Annotated in this window: 18 protein-coding genes and 2 pseudogenes; 7 read left to right on the plus strand and 13 right to left on the minus strand. The window is 68.1% G+C overall.

Translation table 11 applies throughout. The annotated features are described in order from the left end of the window. A partial coding sequence (locus C1I89_RS03285; RefSeq protein WP_146196871.1) for a transposase occupies window positions 1-371 on the minus strand: 371 nt, incomplete at its 3' end. Window positions 372-445: 74 nt separating this feature from the next. On the opposite strand from C1I89_RS03285, the pseudogene C1I89_RS03290 reads away from it, so the two are divergent. Next, window positions 446-1,117: pseudogene (locus C1I89_RS03290) on the plus strand (porin); the annotation flags it as partial. Between the two features lie 37 nt (window positions 1,118-1,154). On the opposite strand, the gene C1I89_RS03295 reads toward C1I89_RS03290, so the two are convergent. The 9 genes and pseudogenes from C1I89_RS03295 to C1I89_RS03335 form a co-directional block, all read right to left on the minus strand. After that, window positions 1,155-1,955: a putative hydro-lyase gene (locus tag C1I89_RS03295; protein ID WP_440130615.1), complete on the minus strand. Its 801-nt coding sequence runs from the start codon at window positions 1,953-1,955 to the stop codon at window positions 1,155-1,157. Window positions 1,956-1,957: 2 nt separating this feature from the next. Further along, a pseudogene (locus tag C1I89_RS03300) lies at window positions 1,958-2,221 on the minus strand (amidase); the annotation flags it as partial. Window positions 2,222-2,300: 79 nt separating this feature from the next. Next, window positions 2,301-3,101 carry a putative hydro-lyase gene (locus tag C1I89_RS03305; RefSeq protein ID WP_440130615.1) on the minus strand — a complete coding sequence of 267 codons (801 nt, stop codon included), beginning with the start codon at window positions 3,099-3,101 and terminating at the stop codon, window positions 2,301-2,303. Window positions 3,102-3,103: 2 nt separating this feature from the next. After that, window positions 3,104-4,456: an amidase gene (locus C1I89_RS03310; protein ID WP_102771344.1), complete on the minus strand. Its 1,353-nt coding sequence runs from the start codon at window positions 4,454-4,456 to the stop codon at window positions 3,104-3,106. Between the two features lie 54 nt (window positions 4,457-4,510). Further along, entirely contained in the window at window positions 4,511-5,194 is a 684-nt protein-coding gene (locus C1I89_RS03315; protein WP_102771345.1) for a DUF2848 domain-containing protein, read from the minus strand. Between the two features lie 112 nt (window positions 5,195-5,306). Beyond that, on the minus strand, window positions 5,307-6,590 hold the full coding sequence (locus C1I89_RS03320) for a TRAP transporter large permease (RefSeq protein ID WP_102771346.1): 1,284 nt from the start codon (window positions 6,588-6,590) through the stop codon (window positions 5,307-5,309). Beyond that, window positions 6,587-7,207, minus strand: a complete 621-nt coding sequence (locus C1I89_RS03325) for a TRAP transporter small permease subunit (protein WP_102771845.1) — start codon at window positions 7,205-7,207, stop codon at window positions 6,587-6,589. The genes C1I89_RS03320 and C1I89_RS03325 overlap by 4 nt, the downstream gene beginning before the upstream one ends. 141 nt (window positions 7,208-7,348) lie before the next feature. Then, window positions 7,349-8,395, minus strand: a complete 1,047-nt coding sequence (locus C1I89_RS03330; protein WP_102771347.1) for a TRAP transporter substrate-binding protein — start codon at window positions 8,393-8,395, stop codon at window positions 7,349-7,351. 334 nt (window positions 8,396-8,729) lie between these two features. Beyond that, entirely contained in the window at window positions 8,730-9,635 is a 906-nt protein-coding gene (locus tag C1I89_RS03335; RefSeq protein WP_102771348.1) for a LysR family transcriptional regulator, read from the minus strand. 86 nt (window positions 9,636-9,721) lie between these two features. Here C1I89_RS03335 and C1I89_RS03340 point away from each other — a divergent pair, with 86 nt between their 5' ends. Both C1I89_RS03340 and fabV read left to right on the plus strand, forming a co-directional pair. Continuing rightward, window positions 9,722-10,681, plus strand: coding sequence for a DMT family transporter (locus tag C1I89_RS03340; RefSeq protein WP_102771349.1), 960 nt, complete (start codon window positions 9,722-9,724; stop codon window positions 10,679-10,681). 75 nt (window positions 10,682-10,756) lie between these two features. After that, window positions 10,757-11,947, plus strand: coding sequence for an enoyl-ACP reductase FabV (gene fabV, locus C1I89_RS03345; RefSeq protein WP_102771350.1), 1,191 nt, complete (start codon window positions 10,757-10,759; stop codon window positions 11,945-11,947). Window position 11,948: 1 nt separating this feature from the next. On the opposite strand, the gene serB is transcribed toward fabV, so the two are convergent. Further along, a complete protein-coding gene (gene serB, locus C1I89_RS03350; RefSeq protein ID WP_102771351.1) occupies window positions 11,949-12,659 on the minus strand; it encodes a phosphoserine phosphatase SerB in 711 nt (236 codons plus the stop codon). Between the two features lie 9 nt (window positions 12,660-12,668). Then, the gene (locus C1I89_RS03355; RefSeq protein ID WP_102771352.1) at window positions 12,669-13,577 is read right to left on the minus strand and encodes a LysR substrate-binding domain-containing protein; all 909 of its coding nucleotides are present in this window, start codon (window positions 13,575-13,577) and stop codon (window positions 12,669-12,671) included. 250 nt (window positions 13,578-13,827) lie between these two features. Here C1I89_RS03355 and C1I89_RS03360 point away from each other — a divergent pair, with 250 nt between their 5' ends. Genes C1I89_RS03360 through C1I89_RS03370 form a run of 3 tightly spaced genes read left to right on the plus strand, consistent with a single transcriptional unit; the run spans window position 13,828 to window position 17,570 of the window. Then, window positions 13,828-14,904, plus strand: coding sequence for an ABC transporter ATP-binding protein (locus tag C1I89_RS03360; protein ID WP_102771353.1), 1,077 nt, complete (start codon window positions 13,828-13,830; stop codon window positions 14,902-14,904). Window positions 14,905-14,917: 13 nt separating this feature from the next. Further along, window positions 14,918-16,564, plus strand: a complete 1,647-nt coding sequence (locus C1I89_RS03365) for an ABC transporter permease (RefSeq protein WP_102771354.1) — start codon at window positions 14,918-14,920, stop codon at window positions 16,562-16,564. Window positions 16,565-16,586: 22 nt separating this feature from the next. Continuing rightward, window positions 16,587-17,570, plus strand: coding sequence for an ABC transporter substrate-binding protein (locus tag C1I89_RS03370; protein WP_102771355.1), 984 nt, complete (start codon window positions 16,587-16,589; stop codon window positions 17,568-17,570). Window positions 17,571-17,576: 6 nt separating this feature from the next. Here C1I89_RS03370 and C1I89_RS03375 read toward each other — a convergent pair whose 3' ends face one another. Then, a complete protein-coding gene (locus C1I89_RS03375; RefSeq protein WP_102771356.1) occupies window positions 17,577-18,254 on the minus strand; it encodes an ABC transporter ATP-binding protein in 678 nt (225 codons plus the stop codon). Here C1I89_RS03375 and C1I89_RS03380 point away from each other — a divergent pair. Next, a complete protein-coding gene (locus C1I89_RS03380; RefSeq protein WP_168202109.1) occupies window positions 18,253-18,900 on the plus strand; it encodes an arylesterase in 648 nt (215 codons plus the stop codon). The genes C1I89_RS03375 and C1I89_RS03380 overlap by 2 nt on opposite strands.

An 18,900-nucleotide genomic window follows, 5' to 3' on the forward strand; every position in this document is an offset into this window, starting at 1 on the left:
TTGACCGCCTCAAGCGCTTGGTCGGCAATGTTGTGCTGCTCGAGCAGATGACGGAAGTTCAAAATGGTGGTCTCGTCCGGCACACGACCTCCAGGCAGTTTGGCAAACTGGCGCATCGAAAAGCTGTCGTACAGCGTCTCTTCCATGGCCGGGTCCGACAGCGAAAACCACAGTTGCATGAAGTAGATGCGCAGCATCGTTTCCAGCGGATACGGTGGACGACCGATGCCCGGTTTGGGGTAATGCGGATCGACCAGATCGGCAAAGAGCTTCCACGGCACCGCACGCTCCATCTTGGCCAGAAACTTCTCACGGCGCGTTTTCTTGCGTTTGCCAACGTACTCGGCTTCGGAAAAACTCAACTGGCTCATCGGGTTCACTCGGATCGGACTGTTTTCAATAACTTATATTCTGACAGGTTCGTTGGACTTGTTCAGAGGTTCCCTTCGATCCGCTGACCGTGGGCAACTACGACCAGAACGCCTGGCTGCCGGCCGCCATGTCGCGCGTGCGCACCAACAACATGACCAAGTACGCCAATACCTTCGGCGACCTGTCCATGGTGCTGTCGTGGGCCAACGGCGAAGACTGGGACGACCACAAGGCCGGCCAGCAGTACGGCGCCAGCCTGCGCTACACCATCGGCCAGCTGGGCCTGGGCGCGGCATACCAGCAGACCTACGCGGGCACCGATTCCGACCTGCGCCAGCGCGTCTGGAACCTGAACGCCTCGTACCAGTTCGACGGCGCCAAGCTGTTCGTCGGCTACTACAACGGCCGCGACGAAACCGGCTGGGTCAACGGCGTCATGGGCGGCACCACCACCGCCAACCTGGACCGCAAGGACAACGGCTACTTCGCCGGCGTAACGTGGCAGGCCACGCCGCGCTGGGCCATCACCGGCGCGGCCTACTTCGACCAGAGCAAGAACGTCGAGGAAGAAGGCGACAAGGGCAAGCGCTACGCGCTGGTCGCCGTGGCCGAGTACTCGCTGTCCAAGCGCTCGCAGCTGTACGGCACCGTGGACTGGAACAAGGTCAGCGACGCCGCCAGCGGCGAAATCGCCGGCAAGAGCAACCAGGTCGGCGCCGCCGTGGGCTTCCGCCACATCTTCTGATGTCTCTCGCGCCGGGCTCCGCGGAGCCCGGCTTGCGCTACACCGCCATCCGGCTGTTGATGAGATCGGTGACCAGCATGTGCCCGGGCGCGTGCGTGATGCAGAATTCCGGCCGCACCGAGGCCACCACCGACTGCGGCGTCACGCCGCAGGCCCAGAACACCGGCATCTCCCCTTCCCGTATTTCCACCGCGTCGCCGTAGTCCGGGCGATCGATGTCGGCGATCCCGATCAGGGCCGGGTCGCCGAGGTGCACGGGCGCGCCATGCACCGACGGAAAGCGCGAGGTCACCTGGATCGCGCGGATCGCGTCGGCGGCCTTCAGCGGCCGCATCGACACCACCAGCGGCCCGCCGAACACGCCGGCCGGGTGCGTCTGGATGCTGGTGCGGTACATGGGCACGTTGCAGCCCTGCTCGATGTGGCGCACCGGCAGGCCGTTGTCCAGCATGGCTTCCTCGAACGAGAACGAACAGCCGATCAGGAACGACACCAGGTCGTCGCGCCAGATGTCGCGCACGTCGGTGGGCTCGGCCACCAGCTCGCCGTTCTTCCATACGCGATAGCGCGGAATGTCGGTGCGGATATCGATGTCCTCGCCCAGCTCGGGCAGCGCCGGATCGCCCGGCTCGGACATGGCCAGCAAGGGGCACGGCTTGGGATTGCGCTGGCAGAAATGCAGGAAATCCGCCGCCAGCGCGCGCGGCAGGATCGCCAGGTTGGCCTGCACGTGGCCCGGCGCCAGGTTGGCCGTGGGGCCGGTCAGCCGGCCGCTGCGGGCGTCCAGGCGCACCTGGCGCGCCGCCTGCGCGCCGGCTCGCATCGAATTGGCGATCATGGCTAGCCTCTCGCTTGCGCCAGCAGTTCCTCGACGGCCAGGCCGATGGCCAGCACGCGGCGGTCGGCGCCGTTGCTGGCCGCGATCATCAGGCCCACGGGCGCCGTGCCCGCCGCATGGCAAGGCAGCGACAGCGCGCAGCCGTCCAGGAAGTTGATGAGCGTGGGATTGCGCAGGATCAGGCCGTTGGCCGCGTAATAGGCTTCGTCGGCGGCCAGGTCGGCCACCGCCGGCGCCACGATGGGCGTGGTCGGCATNGCAAGAGCAACCAGGTCGGCGCCGCCGTGGGCTTCCGCCACATCTTCTGATGTCTCTCGCGCCGGGCTCCGCGGAGCCCGGCTTGCGCTACACCGCCATCCGGCTGTTGATGAGATCGGTGACCAGCATGTGCCCGGGCGCGTGCGTGATGCAGAATTCCGGCCGCACCGAGGCCACCACCGACTGCGGCGTCACGCCGCAGGCCCAGAACACCGGCATCTCCCCTTCCCGTATTTCCACCGCGTCGCCGTAGTCCGGGCGATCGATGTCGGCGATCCCGATCAGGGCCGGGTCGCCGAGGTGCACGGGCGCGCCATGCACCGACGGAAAGCGCGAGGTCACCTGGATCGCGCGGATCGCGTCGGCGGCCTTCAGCGGCCGCATCGACACCACCAGCGGCCCGCCGAACACGCCGGCCGGGTGCGTCTGGATGCTGGTGCGGTACATGGGCACGTTGCAGCCCTGCTCGATGTGGCGCACCGGCAGGCCGTTGTCCAGCATGGCTTCCTCGAACGAGAACGAACAGCCGATCAGGAACGACACCAGGTCGTCGCGCCAGATGTCGCGCACGTCGGTGGGCTCGGCCACCAGCTCGCCGTTCTTCCATACGCGATAGCGCGGAATGTCGGTGCGGATATCGATGTCCTCGCCCAGCTCGGGCAGCGCCGGATCGCCCGGCTCGGACATGGCCAGCAAGGGGCACGGCTTGGGATTGCGCTGGCAGAAATGCAGGAAATCCGCCGCCAGCGCGCGCGGCAGGATCGCCAGGTTGGCCTGCACGTGGCCCGGCGCCAGGTTGGCCGTGGGGCCGGTCAGCCGGCCGCTGCGGGCGTCCAGGCGCACCTGGCGCGCCGCCTGCGCGCCGGCTCGCATCGAATTGGCGATCATGGCTAGCCTCTCGCTTGCGCCAGCAGTTCCTCGACGGCCAGGCCGATGGCCAGCACGCGGCGGTCGGCGCCGTTGCTGGCCGCGATCATCAGGCCCACGGGCGCCGTGCCCGCCGCATGGCAAGGCAGCGACAGCGCGCAGCCGTCCAGGAAGTTGATGAGCGTGGGATTGCGCAGGATCAGGCCGTTGGCCGCGTAATAGGCTTCGTCGGCGGCCAGGTCGGCCACCGCCGGCGCCACGATGGGCGTGGTCGGCATGATCAGCGCGTCGTAGCCGGCGATGCGGTGGTCCACCGCCGCCACCCAGGCCTCGCGGGCGTCCAGCAGGTCCAGGTAGTCGGCCGCGCTCATGTCCTTGCCGCGCATGATGCGCGACACCACGCGCGGGTCGTAGCGCTGGCCGGCGCGCGCGATCAGGTCGCGGTGCCAGGCCCAGGCCTCGGCCGCGGTGAAGCCGCCCTTGGCGTTGATGGCGGCCAGCTGCGCGAATTCCGGCACGGCGATCTCGTCGACCAGCGCGCCGGCCTCGCGCAGCCGCGCGACCGCGGCCTCGAAGCTGGCGGCCACGTGGCTGTCCATGCCGTCCAGCGCCAGCGTGGTCGGCACCGCCAGGCGCAGGCCGCGCAGCGGCAGCGCCTGCGGCGCCGGGCCGCCGTCGCCCGACAGGATCGCGTCCAGCTCGGCGCAGCAGCGCACGCTGGCGGCGATGGGGCCGATCGAGTCCAGGTTGGCCGACAGCGGCAGCACGCCTTCCATCGACACGCGCCAGGCGCTGGGCTTGAAGCCCGTCAGGCCGCAAAGCGCAGACGGAATGCGCACCGAGCCGCCGGTGTCCGAGCCGATGGCGGCCACGGCCATGCCGTCGGTGATCGACACCGCCGCGCCCGAGGACGAGCCGCCGGGGATGCGGCCGGTGGCGCGGTCGTAGGGATTCAGGGGGGTGCCGTAGTGAGGGTTGATGCCCAGGCCCGAGTAGGCGAACTCGGTCATGTTGGTGCGGCCGATGATGACGGCGCCGGCGGCGATCAGGCGCTGCACCACTTCGGCGTTGGCGTCGGCGGCGGGTTCTCCGGCGCGCGCCACCGAGCCGGCCATCGTGGTCTCGCCCTCGACGTCGAACAGGTCCTTGATGCTGATGGGCAGGCCTTCGACGGCCGAGCGCACGATGCCCGCCGCGCGCAGCGTGTCCGACGCGCGCGCCTGGGCCAGCGCCGCCTCGGCATACAGTTTGGTGTAGACGCGGGCGCCCTCGCCCGCCTCGTCGCGGGCGCGGGCCAGCGCGGCCTCGGTGAGCGCCACGGACGTCGTGCGGCCCTCGTTCAGGGCCTGGTTCAGTTCGTTCAGGGTCGGAAACATAGTCATCCTGGTGCCGCTGGGCGGCTCAAGTACACACGGGGACGGCCGGCGGCCTCAGGCCACCACGGGCAGCGTCTCCACATGATAGCGGTGGCGCAGGCTGCGCTGGCGGCGCGGATCGTAGAGTTCCATGGCGAAGTCCACCGACGGGCGGATGCCGCCGATGGCGCCGACCGTGCCGCAGGTCATGCCCGCGCCCGCGGGCAGCACGGCGCTGCCGCCGGTGTAGCCGGCCACCAGGTCCTGCGGCGTGCGCAGCGAGGCCAGCGGGCCTTCCTGGTACAGCACTTCCGCGCCGTTCTCCACGATGTACGAGCGGATGACCAGCTCGTCCCAGTAGTCGGCCACGTCGGCCAGGCGCCATGCGCCCGTGGCCAGGGGCTTGACGCAGACCTGCTTGGACATGGCCACGCTGTAGGTTTCGAGCTTGCGGTCGGTGTGGTCCGACGCGATGCTGACGTACATCTCGCCGTCGATCGCGAACACGAAGGTCTCGACCTCGCCGGAGGAATCCTCGCCCAGCGCCTGCACGGTCTCGTCCTGGGTCAGCTGGTTGGCGGCGATGCGGTAGTACAGCGGCACGCTGCTGGGGCGCGGCACGCCGATGGCGGCCAGTTCCTCGATGTGGTGCTCGATGGCGGCCATGTCGCGTCCGGCCCAGCCGGCCACGATCACGGAATTGAACTCGACTTCCACCCGGCGCGGCTGGGAATCTTCGATCTGGAATACGGCTTTCATATCTGTCCTGCGGAATCTGAGAGGTAAAGGACGCGGCGCCCGCCGCGTCCGAAAGAAGGTTTGCGGCGGCGCCCTAGGGCCTGTTCACACTAAAAGGAGCCATGCACAGGCCCTAGCCGAACACGCGCGGCAGCCACAGCGCCAGGTCGGGCCAGAACGCCAGCAGCGCGAGCATCACGAACATGGCCGCCACGAACGGCAGGCTGCCGACGATGACCGCGTTCATGGACCCGCTCTTGCGCAGGCTCTGCACCACGAACAGGTTCAACCCGACCGGCGGCGTGATCAGCGCGGCCTCGACCAGGATGATGATCACGATGCCCAGCCAGATGGGATCGAAGCCCAGGCCGATCATGATGGGCGCCACGATGGGAATGGTGGTGATCATCATGGAGAGGGTTTCCATGAAGCAGCCCAGCACCAGGTAGAAGATCACCAGGATCAGCAGCATCCAGCCCGGCGACAGCCCCAGCCCCGAGATGGACTGGGTCAGCGCGTCGGTCAGGCCGGTGGCCGACATGACGAAGTTCAGGAAGCTGGCGGCGATCACGATCAGCATGATCATGGCCGTCGAACGCATGGTGCCTTCCATCACCTCGCGCAGCATCGACCACGTCAGGCGGCGGAACCAGGCGGCCAGGATCAGCGCGCCCAGCACGCCCAGCGCGGCGGCCTCGGTCGGCGTGGCCAGGCCGGCGTAGATGGAGCCCACCACCAGGAAGAAGATCCCCATGGGCGGCGCCAGGTGCACCAGGCTGGCGATGCGCTGGCCCCACGTGGCCTGGACCTTCTTGCCGCCCCACGACGGCTTGGCCACGCAGGCCAGGACCACGGTCAGCATGAACAGCGCCGCCATCGCGAAGCCCGGGATGATGCCGGCCAGGTACAGCTTGGGCACCGAGGAATTCGTCAGCACGCCGTAGATGACCAGGTTGATGGACGGCGGAATCAGGATGCCGAGCGTGCCGCCGGCGGCCAGGCTGCCCAGGAACAGCGGCTCGTTGTAGCCGTACTTGCGGATCTGCGGAATGGCCACCGTGCCCACGGTCGCGGCCGTGGCCACGCTGGAGCCCGAGGTCGCCGAGAACAGCGTGGAGGCGCCGATGTTGGCGTGCATCAGCCCGCCCGGCAGCCACGACAGCCACAGGCTCATCGCGCCGTACATGCGCTCGGCGAAGCCCGCGCGCAGCAGCACTTCTCCCAGCATGATGAACAGCGGAATCGCCACCAGCAGGAATTCGTTGTTGGTGCTCCAGGAAATCTCGCCGATGGCGCGCGTCAGCGGCAGCATGGAAAAGAGCGGGTCCAGGATCAGGCCCAGCACGCCCAGCGCGGCGCCTACGGGAATCGACAGGCCGATCAGCACCAGCAGCAGGATCAAAGCGGTGGAAATCATGCGGCGTCTCCCTTGACCATGCGCTCGCCGGCGGCGGCTTCTTCTTCAGCTTCTTCCTGCGCCGAGCGCACGCCGCAGATGTTCCTGACCAGTTCGATATCGCCGGTCACCAGCGCCGCCGAGGCGCGCGCCAGCATCAGCGCCACCGTCACGCACATCCACGCCAGGCCCAGCGCCCACAAGCCCTGCGGAATCCACAGCGGCGTCGCAAGCGGCGTATTGGCGGCGGACTTCTGCGTCCACGAGGCCTGCACCACTTCGGAGGCGTAATACGTCAGGTACACCATGAAAACCGCCAGCGCCACCAGCGAGATCCAGTCCAGCACCGCGGCGACGCGCACCGGCATGTGCTGATAGAGCACGTCCACGCGCACATTGGCCCGCTGCAGCGTCGCGAACGCCAGCGCCCACGAGGTGCTGATGGCGAAGGCGTAGCTGGACAGCTCATCGGCCCCGCCAGTCGTGAACCCCAGAAATTTACGCGCGAGCACATCGAACGAAATCAGCAGCACGCTGGCCACCGTCAACGCGCCGCCGGCCCACACCGCCAGCCGCGAAAAACTCTCCGCGCGCCGCAATATGCCGCCCAGCAGGCGAAAGTGTTCGGTTTGAGTCATAAAAAAACCTTTGAAAAACAGCCGCAAACCCTAGCCACCCTACGCACCAGGCACATCCCATCGGGATGCCGAGGATCCGGCTCCGCCGGTCCTCAGGCATGCCCCCCTGGGGGGGAAGCGCGCAGCGCTTCGGGGGGGGCTCTACTTCTTCGCCACGACGCCCAGCGTCTTGCCGATCGTGGCGTTGAAGTCGTTCACGCATTGCGCCGAGCAGCGCGCGGCCCACTTGGGCAGCACGGCTTCCTGCGTGACCTTCTTCAGCAGTTCGCGGTCCGCGTCCGTGGGCTGGACCAGGACCATCTTGCCCTTGACCGGGTACGGGCACGCGGCCGCGCCGGTGTTGCAGTCATAGCCTTCCTGGGTCTGGCGCGCCGCGGCGTCCCAGATGTCGTCGACCAGGGTCTTCACGTTGGTCTGCAGGAAGCTGCGGACCTTGGGATCGAGCTTGTCCCAGGCCTTCTGGTTGACGGCGTGGATCTGCTGGTTCCAGTTGATCGGCAGCGCCACCAGGTGGGTGGAGACCTCGTACCACTTGGCCGAGTAGCCCGACAGCGAACCCGTGATGGCGCAGTCGACCACCTTGTTCTGCAGCGCCGGCACCACTTCGCCGAACGCCATGGTCACGCTGGAGCCGCCCAGCGCCTCGACGAACTCGGCCGTGGTGCGGCTGCTGGTGCGGACCTTCTTGCCCTTGATGTCGGCCAGGCCCTTGATCTCGGCGTTGCAGAACAGCACCTGCGCGGGATAGGTCGAGATGCCCAGCAGCTTGACGTTGCTGCCCTCGCCGTACAGCTTGGCGTAGACCGGCTCGAATGCGTCGGTCACGGCGCGCGCGGTCTTGACGTCGGGCGCCAGGCCGGCCAGGTCGATCGCCTCGTTGATCGGGTTGTCGCTGGCGAAGTACGCCAGCGTGGCGGTGCCGAACTCGACCACGCCCTGCGACATCAGGCGCAGCAGCTCGGGACCCTTGAGGCCCATTTCGTTGAAACCCTTGATCGTGGCCGTGACCTGGCCCTTGGAGAGCTCGGGGATCGTCTTGGTCCAGAACGGTTTTTCGTAGTCGTTGTAGGCGGTCAGGTTGCTCAGGCCGCCCACCACCTTCAACTGGGTCTTGGGCAGGTCTTGCGCCTGGGCGGCGCCGGCGAGCAGGCCGGCGGCGACTGCGGCGAAAACTAGAGACTTTTTCATGGACAAAACTCCTAGCTGGCGGGATGGTATGCCGCGCGCGGGACCCCGTTATCCCGGTGGCGCGCGGATGGCTGATCGGGAGTCAGTAGCCCCGCGGCGATCGTAGATGCGCCGCCATTGCAGCGTCAGGGCCCGGGAGCGTCCAATCGTATGTTGCGATACGGGGGTATAAATATTTCTTGGGTCTGCCGGACGCGGGCTACGACTTTTTGCGCAAATCACGCTGTGGCGCGGCTTTGCGGGCCGCGGCGGCGGTTTTGCGCGGCGCCGCAAAAACGGCTTTCATAAAAATAGGGACACTGTCTGCTGGGGAAAACACCTACCCTGCCAACGGCTAGCAAGGCGTCCCGTCGCCGGCCTGGGCGGCCACTTTCTGGGCCATCTGCGCGATCACGCGCACCGCGTGGCTGTCCGGCCCCTGCACCCAGGTCGCGGTAAAGCTCAGCTGCGGCAAGGGGTCGGCCTGCACCCGCAGGATGCGCAGTTCGCCGCGCGCCAGCTCCTTGCCCAGAAACACCGGCGCGATCACGCTGGTGCCGATGCCGTCCTGAGTCATGCGCACCACCATCGACATGGAGGCGCTGCCGTACATGCGCGGCGCGGTCACGCCGGCGCGCGTCAGCATGTCGCGCACGACCCGGTACGGCGCGCTGTTGGACGGATAGGTGATGATGGGCAGCTTGCCGATGCGCTCCAGCGTCAGCGGCTCCGGCCCCAGGTCCAGCACCGGGCTGGCCACCCAGGCCAGCGGATAGGTGCACAGCGCCAGGTTCTCGACCCGCGCCTCCAGCACCGGCCCCATCAGGAAGGCCAGGTCGATCTGGCGCGACATCAGGTGCGAGCGCAGCACGTGCGTGGTGTCGACCTCGATCTCCAGCACCAGCGCCGGATAGTTGGTGTGGATGAGTTCGATCAGGGCCGGCAGCCAGGTCTGCACGATGGTCTCGGCCACGCCGATGCGCACGGTGCCCGTCATCACGTTCTGCTCGCGCGCGGCCTCGAACATGTCGCGCCGCAGCTGCAGCATGCGTTCGGCGTGCGACAGCAATTCATGGCCCTTGCCGGTGAGCTTGACGCCGCGCGCCTCGCGCTCGAACAGGCGCACGCCCAGGTCGGCCTCCAGCGAGGCGATGCGTTGCGATACCGCAGGCTGCGTGGTGTTGAGTTTTTCGGAGGCCGCGCGGAAGCTGCCCAGCGTGGCCACCCAGAAAAAAGTTTCGATGTTGCGTAATTCGATCATGAGCCTGTTCCCCCGGCTCGATGAGCGTATCATGTCAGCCGCCCGTCAGTACCCTGGAACAGGGCCCCAAATCAAGGAGTCTTCCGATGAACCCGGCCGATAGCGGTCGTACGCGCGCAGACGCGCCCGCGGCCAGCGGCCCCATGCTGGGCGTGCTGTTTCTGGTGCTTTCGATGTGGGTCCTGTCCTGCCTGGACGCCAGCGGCAAGTGGGTCATGAGCGCGGGCGTGCCGCTACTGGTGCTGTCCTGGTTCCGCTACGCGGTGCACCTGGTGCTGGTGCTGGCGCTGGTGCTGCCGGCGCGCGGGCTGGGCATCGTGCGCAGCAAGAAGCCGCGCGAACAGATCCTGCGCGGCGGCTCCATGTTCCTGGCCACGCTGATGTTCTTCACCACGCTGAGCTACATCCCGCAGGCCGAGGCCACCGCCATCAACTTCCTCGCCCCGCTGCTGGTGCTGTCGGCCGCGCCCTGGATACTGCGCGAGCCGGCGCGCCTGTCGCGCTTCGTGGCCGCCGGCGTGGCCTTCGTCGGCGTCGTCATCGTGATCCGTCCGGGCGGCGGCCTGGACCCGGTGGGCACCCTGTTCGGCCTGCTCACGGCCTGTTGCTTCGCGGTGCAGTTCATCGCCACGCGCCGCGTGGCCGGCGACGATCCGTTCACCTCGCTGATCTGGAGCGGCGCGGTCGGCACCGTGGTGCTCACCCTCGCCCTGCCCTTCATCCTGCCGCCTGCCATGCCGGTGCTGCGCGCGCTGGCGCCGCAGGACTGGCTGCTGCTGATTTCCACCGGCATCACCGGCGGCCTGGGCCATCTGTTCCAGATCGCCGCCTACCGCCGCGCGCCGGCCTCGACGCTGGCGCCCTTCGTGTACCTGCAGATCATCAGCGCCACCGCGGTCGGCTGGCTGGTGTGGGGCCATTTTCCCGACGCGCTGACCTGGCTGGGCATCGCCATCATCTGCGCCAGCGGCATCTGCATCGGCGTGGTGGAATGGCGCCGCGGACGCGCGCCGGGCGCGCCGCTGGCCGACGCCCGCGCCCGCTGAGTCCTTGCCGGGCGGCTCCCGTACAATGCGGGTCGCCCTAGCGCTTTTCCCGATATTTCCCGAACCGAGGCCCTCATGATCATCAAGCCCCGTGTGCGCGGCTTCATCTGCGTGACCACCCACCCTGCCGGCTGCGCCGCCAACGTCAGGAACCAGATCGACTACGTCCGCGCCCAGGGGCCGATAGCCGGCGGACCCAAGCGCGTCCTGGTGCTGGGCGCGTCCACCGGCTACGGCCTGGCGGCGCGCATCAGCGCGGCCTTCGGCTGCGGCGCGCAGACGCTGGGCGTGTTCTACGAGCGCGCCCCCGAGGGCGGCAAGCCGGGCACCGCGGGCTGGTACAACAGCGCCGCCTTCCACGAAGCGGCGCAGGCCGCCGGCCTCTACGCCAGGAGCATCAACGGCGACGCGTTCTCCGACGAGATCAAGCAGAAGACCATCGAGGCCATCCGCCGCGACCTGGGCCAGATCGACCAGGTGGTCTACAGCCTGGCCGCGCCGCGCCGCACCCATCCCCGGACCGGCGAGGTCTACAACTCCACGCTCAAGCCCGTCGGCGCGCCCGTCACCCTGCGCGGCCTGGACACCGACCGTGAAGTGGTCAGGGAATCCGTGCTGGAACCCGCCACCCAGGCCGAGATCGACGCCACCGTGGCGGTCATGGGTGGCGAGGACTGGCAGATGTGGATCGACGCGCTGCTGGAGGCCGGCGTGCTGGCCGAAGGCGCCACCACCACGGCCTTCACCTACCTGGGCGAGAAGATCACCCACGACATCTACTGGAACGGATCGATCGGCGCGGCCAAGAAAGACCTGGACCGCAAGGTGCTCGACATCCGCGCCAGGCTCGCCGCGCGCGGCGGCGACGCCCGGGTGTCGGTGCTCAAGGCCGTGGTCACGCAGGCCAGCTCCGCGATCCCGATGATGCCGCTGTACCTGTCGCTGCTCTTCAAGGTCATGAAAGAGCAAGGCACGCACGAAGGCTGTATCGAACAGGTCTACGGGCTGTACCGCGACAGCATTTGCGGCCCTGCGCCGATCCTGGACGAGGAAGGCCGGCTGCGCGCCGACCGCAAGGAACTCGATCCCGAGGTGCAGGCCCGGGTACAGGCGCTGTGGCCGCAGGTCACCAGCGAGAACGTCTACCAGCTCACGGACTTCGCCGGCTACAAGCAGGAATTCCTGCGCCTGTTCGGCTTCGAGGTCGAGGGCGTGGACTACGAGGCCGACGTCGATCCGGCCGTCGAGATCCGCGGCCTGATCTGATTCAGGCGAACAGCTCCAGCAGGCGGTCCAGGCCGCCTTCGTCTATCGCCACCTTGGCTTCCTGGCGCACCACCGGCTTGGCCCGATAGCCCACCGACAGGCCGGCCGCGCGCATCATCGGCAGGTCGTTGGCGCCGTCGCCCACCGCGATGGCGCGCTGCGGCCCCACGCCCCGCGCCGCGCACACCTCCAGCAGCTTGCGGCGCTTTTCCTCGCCGTCGCAGATGTCGCCCCAGGGCTGCGGCAGCAGCCGGCCGGTCAGAAGGCCGTCGCGCACTTCCAGCACGTTGGCGCGCACGTCGTCCAGGCCCAGGCGCGCGCGCAGCCGGTCGGTAAAGCAGGTAAAGCCGCCGGTCACCAGCAGGCAGGTCAGGCCGGCCGCCTTGCAGGCCGCGATCAGCGTCTCGGCGCCGGGGTTGATGCGCACCCGCTCCTCGTAGACCCGGTCCAGCATCGCGGCCGGCATGCCGGCCAGCAGCGCCACGCGCTCGCGCAGGCTTTGCTTGTAGTCCACGCTTTCGCCGCGCATGGCGGCCTCGGTCAGCGCCGCGACTTCGGCCTTCTTGCCCATCAGGTCGGCCATCTCGTCCAGCGTCTCGATGGAGATCAGCGTGGAGTCCATGTCGAACGCGATCACTTTGTAGTCCGACAGCGCCAGCGGCGGCGCGATGCCGCGCCATTGCAGGCCAGGGTTGGACGTGGGCAGTAGCATGGGGAATTCCTAGGCGGGTTGCGAGGCCTCGCGCCCCTGGGCGCGCAGCCATTCGATGAATAATTGCGCCGCGGCCGCCGCCGGGCTGTCCGGGCGGTACAGCGCGTGGATGCCGGCGTTGGGCAGTTGCGGCAGCGTGAAGAGCGGGCGCAGCCGGTCGGCGCGGATGTCGTCGTCCAGCAGGCACCAGGGCGCCAGCGCGATGCCCAGCTCGTTCATGGCGGCCTGCATGCACAGGAACTGATGGTCGAACACCGGGCCGGGCAATTGCGCCGGCACGTCCACCTTGGCCAGCGCGAACCAGCGCGGCCAGTGGTCCATGCCGCCGGCGACCTTGAGCAGCGGATGGCCGAGGCAGTCCGCCGGCGCGGCCAGGCGGTTGCGCTCGATGAAGCGCGGCGAGGCCACCGGCACGTGGAAATCGTCCAGACAGTGCACACAGGTGAATTCCGGATGCGCCAGGTAGCCCAGGCGGACCAGCACGTCGCTGCCGGCGTCGCCGCCGCGGTCCAGGAACGGACGGCCCTGCGTGGTCAGCTGCACGTCGATGCCCGGATGCAGCGCCTGGAACGCCGACAGGCGCGGGATCAGCCACTTCATGGTCAGGGACGGCGTGGCGCTTACGCGCAGCGCGCCGCCGTAGCCGGGCGACTTCAGCTTGGCGGTGGCCGCGGCGATGCGCTCCAGGCTGGCCTGCACTTCGGGAAAATACGCCTGGGCGCAAGGCAGCAGCGCCACGCCGCGCGCCTCGCGCGCGAACAGGGGCTGGCCCACATACTCTTCGAGGATGCGGATCTGCTGGCTGACCGCGCTGTGCGTGATGCTGAGTTCTTCGGCCGCCGCGGTGAAACTGCGCAGCCGCGCCGCGACTTCGAACACCCGCAAGGCCTTCAGCGGCGGCAGGCTGGGCGCCGCCATCTCAATGGCGGCGCGCCCGGGCGCCCGCCCGGCGCCGCGCTATGCTGCGTTGTCCCACGTCTACCCTTGTCGTGTATTTATTCTCGGTGCCCGGCGTCGAACGCGCGCACACCCCTCCGTCCAGCCGCATTCTAGGGGATTGCACGCGCGCCGACCTCTTAGAAAATCTAACGCCACGCCTTAAAAAACACTGCTGGTCGCGCCGCGCGCCCATTCCTATGATGCCGGGAACCTCATCGGGGAACCCAACATGGCATCAATCACGGTAGACGGCATCGTCAAGACCTTCGGCGGGCAGCAGGTGCTGCGCAACCTTTCGCTGCACATCCCGGACGGCGCGTTCTATACGCTGCTCGGCCCCAGCGGCTGCGGCAAGACCACCCTGCTGCGCTGCATCGCCGGCTTCTACGCGCCCGACGGCGGACGCCTGCTGTTCGACAGGGACGACGTGACCCACGTGTCCGCGCACCGCCGCGACATCGGCATGGTGTTCCAGGACTACGCGCTGTTTCCCGACAAGACCGCGTTCGACAACGTGGCCTACGGCCTGCGCGCGCGCGGCGTGGCGCGCGCCGAGATCGCGCGCCGCGTCAACGAGGCGCTGGACAAGGTCGGCCTGCAGGCGCTGGCCGAACGCTTTCCCGCCCAGATGAGCGGCGGACAGCGCCAGCGCGTGGCCCTGGCGCGCGCGCTGGTGATCCGCCCGCGCGTGCTGCTGATGGACGAGCCGCTGTCGAACCTGGACGCCAAGATGCGGCTGCAGATGCGCGACGTGATCCTGGACCTGGTGCGCGAGGCCGGCATCACGACCGTGTTCGTGACGCACGACCAGGAAGAAGCGCTGGCCATGTCGGACCGCATCGCCATCATGGACCGCGGCGACATCGCGCAGCTGGGCACGCCGGAGGAACTCTATGGCACGCCGGTCAACGCCTATGTGGCGGACTTCATCGGCTCGGCCAACGTGATTCCCGTGCCCGCCAGAAACGGCCAGGCCGGCGCGCCGGCCGGACACGTGCGCTACGAACTCTGCGGCCTGGGCTTCGACGGCATGCAGGGCAGCGAGCGCCTGGACGACCAGGGCATCCTGATCGCGCGGCCCGAGGAGCTGGCGCTGATGGCGCCCACGCCCTACGTGCCCAACACCCTGCCCGGCAAGGTGCTGCGACGCCAGTACCTGGGCTTCAAGACGGCCTACCGGATCGAACTGGCCAACGGCTCGGAGATCCGCGTCGAACTGCACGCCGGCAACATGGTGGCGCAGTTCCAGCCGGGCGAGGCCGTGCAGGTGCTGATCCCCGCCGACAGCCGCGTCGTCAACGCCTGAGGAACGCCGCGCCATGAAAAGACTATGGTGGCCCTGGGGCGTCCTCACCGCGATCAGCCTGGCCGTGCTGCTGTTCTTCGTGCTGTATCCGCTGGGCGTGCTGTTCGGCAACAGCGTCACCGGCCAGGACGGCGGCTTCACGCTGGAGGGGTTTCGCGCCCTGCTGGCCGACTCGCAGTACGTGGAGGCCTTCGGCAACACGCTGATCCTGGGCCTGGCCGTCACGACCTGCACCGTGCTGGTGGGCGTGCCGTTCGCGTACATGGTGGCGCGCTACGACTTCCCGCTCAAGAACCTGGTGGCGATCCTGCCGGTGCTGACCATCGTCATCCCGGAGATCATCGTGGGCCAGTCGTGGCTGCTGATCCTGGGCAACAACGGCCTGCTGACCAATCTGCTGGGCGACGCCGGCATTTCGCTGCCGTCGTTCTACGGCTGGACCGGCATGCTGTTCTCGATGACGCTGGTCTACTACACCTACATCTACCTGGGCGTGCTGGCGGCCTTGCGCGGCTTCGACGGCCAGCTGGAGGAAGCCGGCCTGAGCCTGGGCACGCCGCCGCTGCTGACCAAGCTGCGCGTGCTGGTGCCGGTGCTGCTGCCGGCGGTGCTGGTCAACGCGCTGGTGGTGTTCACGCTGGTGGTGGGCAACTTCGCGCTGGCCACGCTGCTGGGCAGCCGCGTGCCGCTCTTGTCGGTGATGACCTACAACACCTTCGTCAGCGAAATGGGCGGCAGCCCCACGCTGCAAAGCGCCATGTCGGTGGTGTCCATCGCCATCGTCGCCATCGTGCTGTTCTTCCAGAAGCGCGTGGTCGAACGCAAGGTCTACACCATGACGCAGGGCCGCGCCCCGGCCCCGGTGCGCGTGCGTTCGTGGACGGCGCTGCTCTACACCGGCGGCGTGGGCCTGGTGATCTGCATTTCGCTGCTGCCGCTGATCGTGGTGTTCATCGCCGCCTTCACCAAGACCAGCGGGCCGGTCATGCAATGGGGCCAGTGGTCGCTGGCCAGCATGCAGCGCGCGCTGCACGGCGCGCCCGAGCCCATTCTCAATTCGCTCAAGTTCGCCTCGCTGGCCACGGTGCTGGGCGTGTCCTTCGCGGTGCTGACCAGCTATCTGACGATCAAGAAGCGCAGCGCCTCCACGCAGGTGCTGGACTACATCGTGGTGCTGCCTTTGACCATCTCCGGCACGGTGCTGGGCATCGCGCTGGTGCAGACCTTCAACACCGGCTGGCTGGTGCTGGCGGGCACCTCCGGCATCATGGTGCTGTGCTACACGGTGCGGCGCCTGCCGTTCGCGGTGCGCAACGCCTCGTCGGTGCTGTTCAACATTCCCGAGTCGATCGAGGAAGCCTCGATCAGCCTGGGCGTCTCCCCGCTCATGACCTTCTTCAAGGTGGTCCTGCCCGCCATGAAGGCCTCGATCATCTCGGCCGCCATCCTCATGTGGCTGACGACGATCTCCGAGCTGTCGGCCTCCATCGTCGCCTACAGCGGCGGCCTGGAAACCATGCCCATCGCCATCTTCCGCCAGGTCGACGGCGGCAGGCTGGGCATGGCCTCGGCCTACGGCGCGGCGCTGGTCACGGTGATCGTGCTGCCCATCATCGTGTCGGTCAAGGCGTTCCGCATCAAGCTGTTCTCCGGCAAATAACCCACTCGCACAGAGGCTACCCATGCAACTCAAGCACCTACTTCAGCACAGCGTCCTGGCGGCGGCACTGGCAACCGGCGCGGCCCAGGCCCAGAACGTCGTGCTCTACTCGTCCAACAACACCGAGACCATCGAAACCGCGCTGGAAGCGGTCAGGCAGCACGCGCCCAAGCTGAACGTGCAGCCGGTCACCGGCGGCACCGGCACCATGATGAAGCGCATCGAGGCCGAGGCGCAGAACCCGCGCGGCGACCTGTTCTGGAGCGGCGGCTTCGGCACGCTGGGCGCCTACCGCCAGCACCTGCAGCCCTACCGCCCGGCCGACCTGGACAAGATCCCGGCGGAATTCCGCGGCCCGGACGACCTGTGGGTCGGCACCAACGTCCACGTCATGGTGATGATGGTCAACGAGCGCCAGCTCAAGGGCCTGCCCGCGCCGGCGACCTGGACGGACCTGATGCAGCCGCAGTGGAAGAACAAGTTCGCCATCACCGATCCGTCCAAGAGCGGCACGGCCTACATGCTGGTGTACGGCCTGTACAAGCAGTTCGGCCAGGAAGGCCTGGACAAGATCGCGGCCAACGCCGTGATCACGGCTTCGTCGGGCACCACCTATAAGGGCGTGGCGGCCGGCGAATACGCCGCGGGCCTGACGCTGGAATACGCCGCGCAGGAATACGTGGCCGGCGGCCAGAAAGAGATCAAGCTGGTGTATCCGTCCGAAGGCAGCTACCTGGCGCCGGAAGGCATGTTCATCATCAAGGGCGCGAAAAACGCGGACGCCGCCCGCGCCCTGTATGACGGCCTGCTGAGCAAGGAATCGCAGCAGGCCCAGCTGGTGAACAACTTCCGCCGCCCGACGCGCACGGACATCCCAGTGGCCAGCCTGACCACCCTGCCCGACCTCAAGAGCATCAAGATCTTCCCGATCGACCAGGATGCGGCGGCCAAGGAATATGAAGCCGTGGTGGCCGCCTGGAACCAGGCCGTCTCGAAGGCGAAATAAGCGCCCTCAGTTGCCGTCGACCATCCGGCCGGCGGCAAGGACCAGCTGGCGCCCGCAACGGGCCGCCAGCTGCGGATCGTGGGTCACCAGCACCAGCGTGGTGCCGTGCTCGCGGTGCAGGTCGAACATCAGGTCGATGACCGTCACGCCGGTGGCGGCGTCCAGGCTGCCGGTGGGCTCGTCGGCGAACAGCAGGTCGGGCCGCACCACGAAGGCGCGCGCCAGCGAGACGCGCTGCTGCTCGCCGCCGGACAGCGTGCGCGGGTAGTGATGCAGGCGCGCGCCCAGGCCGACGCGCTCCAGCATGGCCTGCGCCGCCTCGCGCGCGGCCTGCCCGGCCAGTTCCAGCGGCAGCATCACGTTCTCCAGCGCGGTCAGGTTGGGCAGCAGCTGGAACGACTGGAACACGAAGCCCACGTGGTTGGCGCGCAGGCGCGCGCGGCCGTCCTCGTCCAGGGAAAACAGGTCCTGCCCGGCCAGGCGCACGCTGCCGGCGCTGGGAACATCCAGCCCCGCCAGCAGTCCCAGCAAGGTGGACTTGCCCGAACCGGAGCTGCCGGTGATGGCCACCGCGCTGCCGGCCTCGACCGTAAAATCTATGCCTTCCAGGATAGACAGCGTGCCGCCGGCGTCGGCCACCCGCTTGCCCAGCCCTTTCACCTCGATCGAATTCTTGTTATCCATGCGCCTATTTTCCCGTCTGCTACTCGTATCCGTCCTGGCGACCGCCAGCGTGGCGCCCGCCCACGCTCAGACCGCCGCGCCGGCCCAGGGTTCCGCGCCCCGCACCGTGCTGATCCTGGGAGACAGCCTGTCGGCCGAATACGGCATCAAGCGCGGCACCGGCTGGGTGCCGCTGCTGTCGGCCCGCCTGTCCGAACAATACCCCAACTATCGCGTCGTCAACGCCAGCATCAGCGGCGACACCACCAGCGGCGGCGTGGCGCGCCTGCCGGCGCTGCTGCGCCAGCACGAGCCGGCCGTGGTGGTGCTGGAGCTGGGTTCGAACGACGCGCTGCGCGGCCTGTCGCTGTCCATGACCGAGCAGAACCTGCGCACCATGACGCAGGCGGCGCGCCAGGCCGACGCCCGCGTGCTGATCGTGGGCATGCAGATTCCGCCCAATTACGGGCGCGACTACACCCAGCGCTTCGCCCAGGTGTTCCCCACGGTGGCCAAAGACGAAAACGCCCGGCTCGTGCCCTTCCTGATGGAAGGTATTGCAACGAACCGGGCGATGTTCCAGGCCGACGGCATCCATCCCAACGAGGATGCCCAGGCCAAATTGCTGGACAACGTGTGGCCGACGCTGCGGCCCATGCTCGACTGA

It is taken from the genome of Achromobacter pulmonis (genome assembly GCF_002885955.2).
Classification (GTDB): Bacteria; Pseudomonadota; Gammaproteobacteria; order Burkholderiales; family Burkholderiaceae_B; genus Achromobacter; species Achromobacter pulmonis_A.

Coding starts and splice junctions, on each gene's coding strand:
- C1I89_RS03370 (WP_102771355.1), top strand. CDS start 16,587: ATGCAACTCAAGCACCTACTTCAGCACAGCGTCCTGGCGGCGGCACTG.
- C1I89_RS03335 (WP_102771348.1), bottom strand. CDS start 9,635: ATGATCGAATTACGCAACATCGAAACTTTTTTCTGGGTGGCCACGCTG.
- fabV (WP_102771350.1), top strand. CDS start 10,757: ATGATCATCAAGCCCCGTGTGCGCGGCTTCATCTGCGTGACCACCCAC.
- C1I89_RS03340 (WP_102771349.1), top strand. CDS start 9,722: ATGAACCCGGCCGATAGCGGTCGTACGCGCGCAGACGCGCCCGCGGCC.
- C1I89_RS03325 (WP_102771845.1), bottom strand. CDS start 7,207: ATGACTCAAACCGAACACTTTCGCCTGCTGGGCGGCATATTGCGGCGC.
- C1I89_RS03355 (WP_102771352.1), bottom strand. CDS start 13,577: ATGGCGGCGCCCAGCCTGCCGCCGCTGAAGGCCTTGCGGGTGTTCGAA.
- C1I89_RS03310 (WP_102771344.1), bottom strand. CDS start 4,456: ATGTTTCCGACCCTGAACGAACTGAACCAGGCCCTGAACGAGGGCCGC.
- C1I89_RS03365 (WP_102771354.1), top strand. CDS start 14,918: ATGAAAAGACTATGGTGGCCCTGGGGCGTCCTCACCGCGATCAGCCTG.
- C1I89_RS03320 (WP_102771346.1), bottom strand. CDS start 6,590: ATGATTTCCACCGCTTTGATCCTGCTGCTGGTGCTGATCGGCCTGTCG.
- C1I89_RS03315 (WP_102771345.1), bottom strand. CDS start 5,194: ATGAAAGCCGTATTCCAGATCGAAGATTCCCAGCCGCGCCGGGTGGAA.
- C1I89_RS03375 (WP_102771356.1), bottom strand. CDS start 18,254: ATGGATAACAAGAATTCGATCGAGGTGAAAGGGCTGGGCAAGCGGGTG.
- C1I89_RS03360 (WP_102771353.1), top strand. CDS start 13,828: ATGGCATCAATCACGGTAGACGGCATCGTCAAGACCTTCGGCGGGCAG.
- C1I89_RS03380 (WP_168202109.1), top strand. CDS start 18,253: ATGCGCCTATTTTCCCGTCTGCTACTCGTATCCGTCCTGGCGACCGCC.
- C1I89_RS03305 (WP_440130615.1), bottom strand. CDS start 3,101: ATGATCGCCAATTCGATGCGAGCCGGCGCGCAGGCGGCGCGCCAGGTG.
- C1I89_RS03295 (WP_440130615.1), bottom strand. CDS start 1,955: ATGATCGCCAATTCGATGCGAGCCGGCGCGCAGGCGGCGCGCCAGGTG.
- serB (WP_102771351.1), bottom strand. CDS start 12,659: ATGCTACTGCCCACGTCCAACCCTGGCCTGCAATGGCGCGGCATCGCG.
- C1I89_RS03330 (WP_102771347.1), bottom strand. CDS start 8,395: ATGAAAAAGTCTCTAGTTTTCGCCGCAGTCGCCGCCGGCCTGCTCGCC.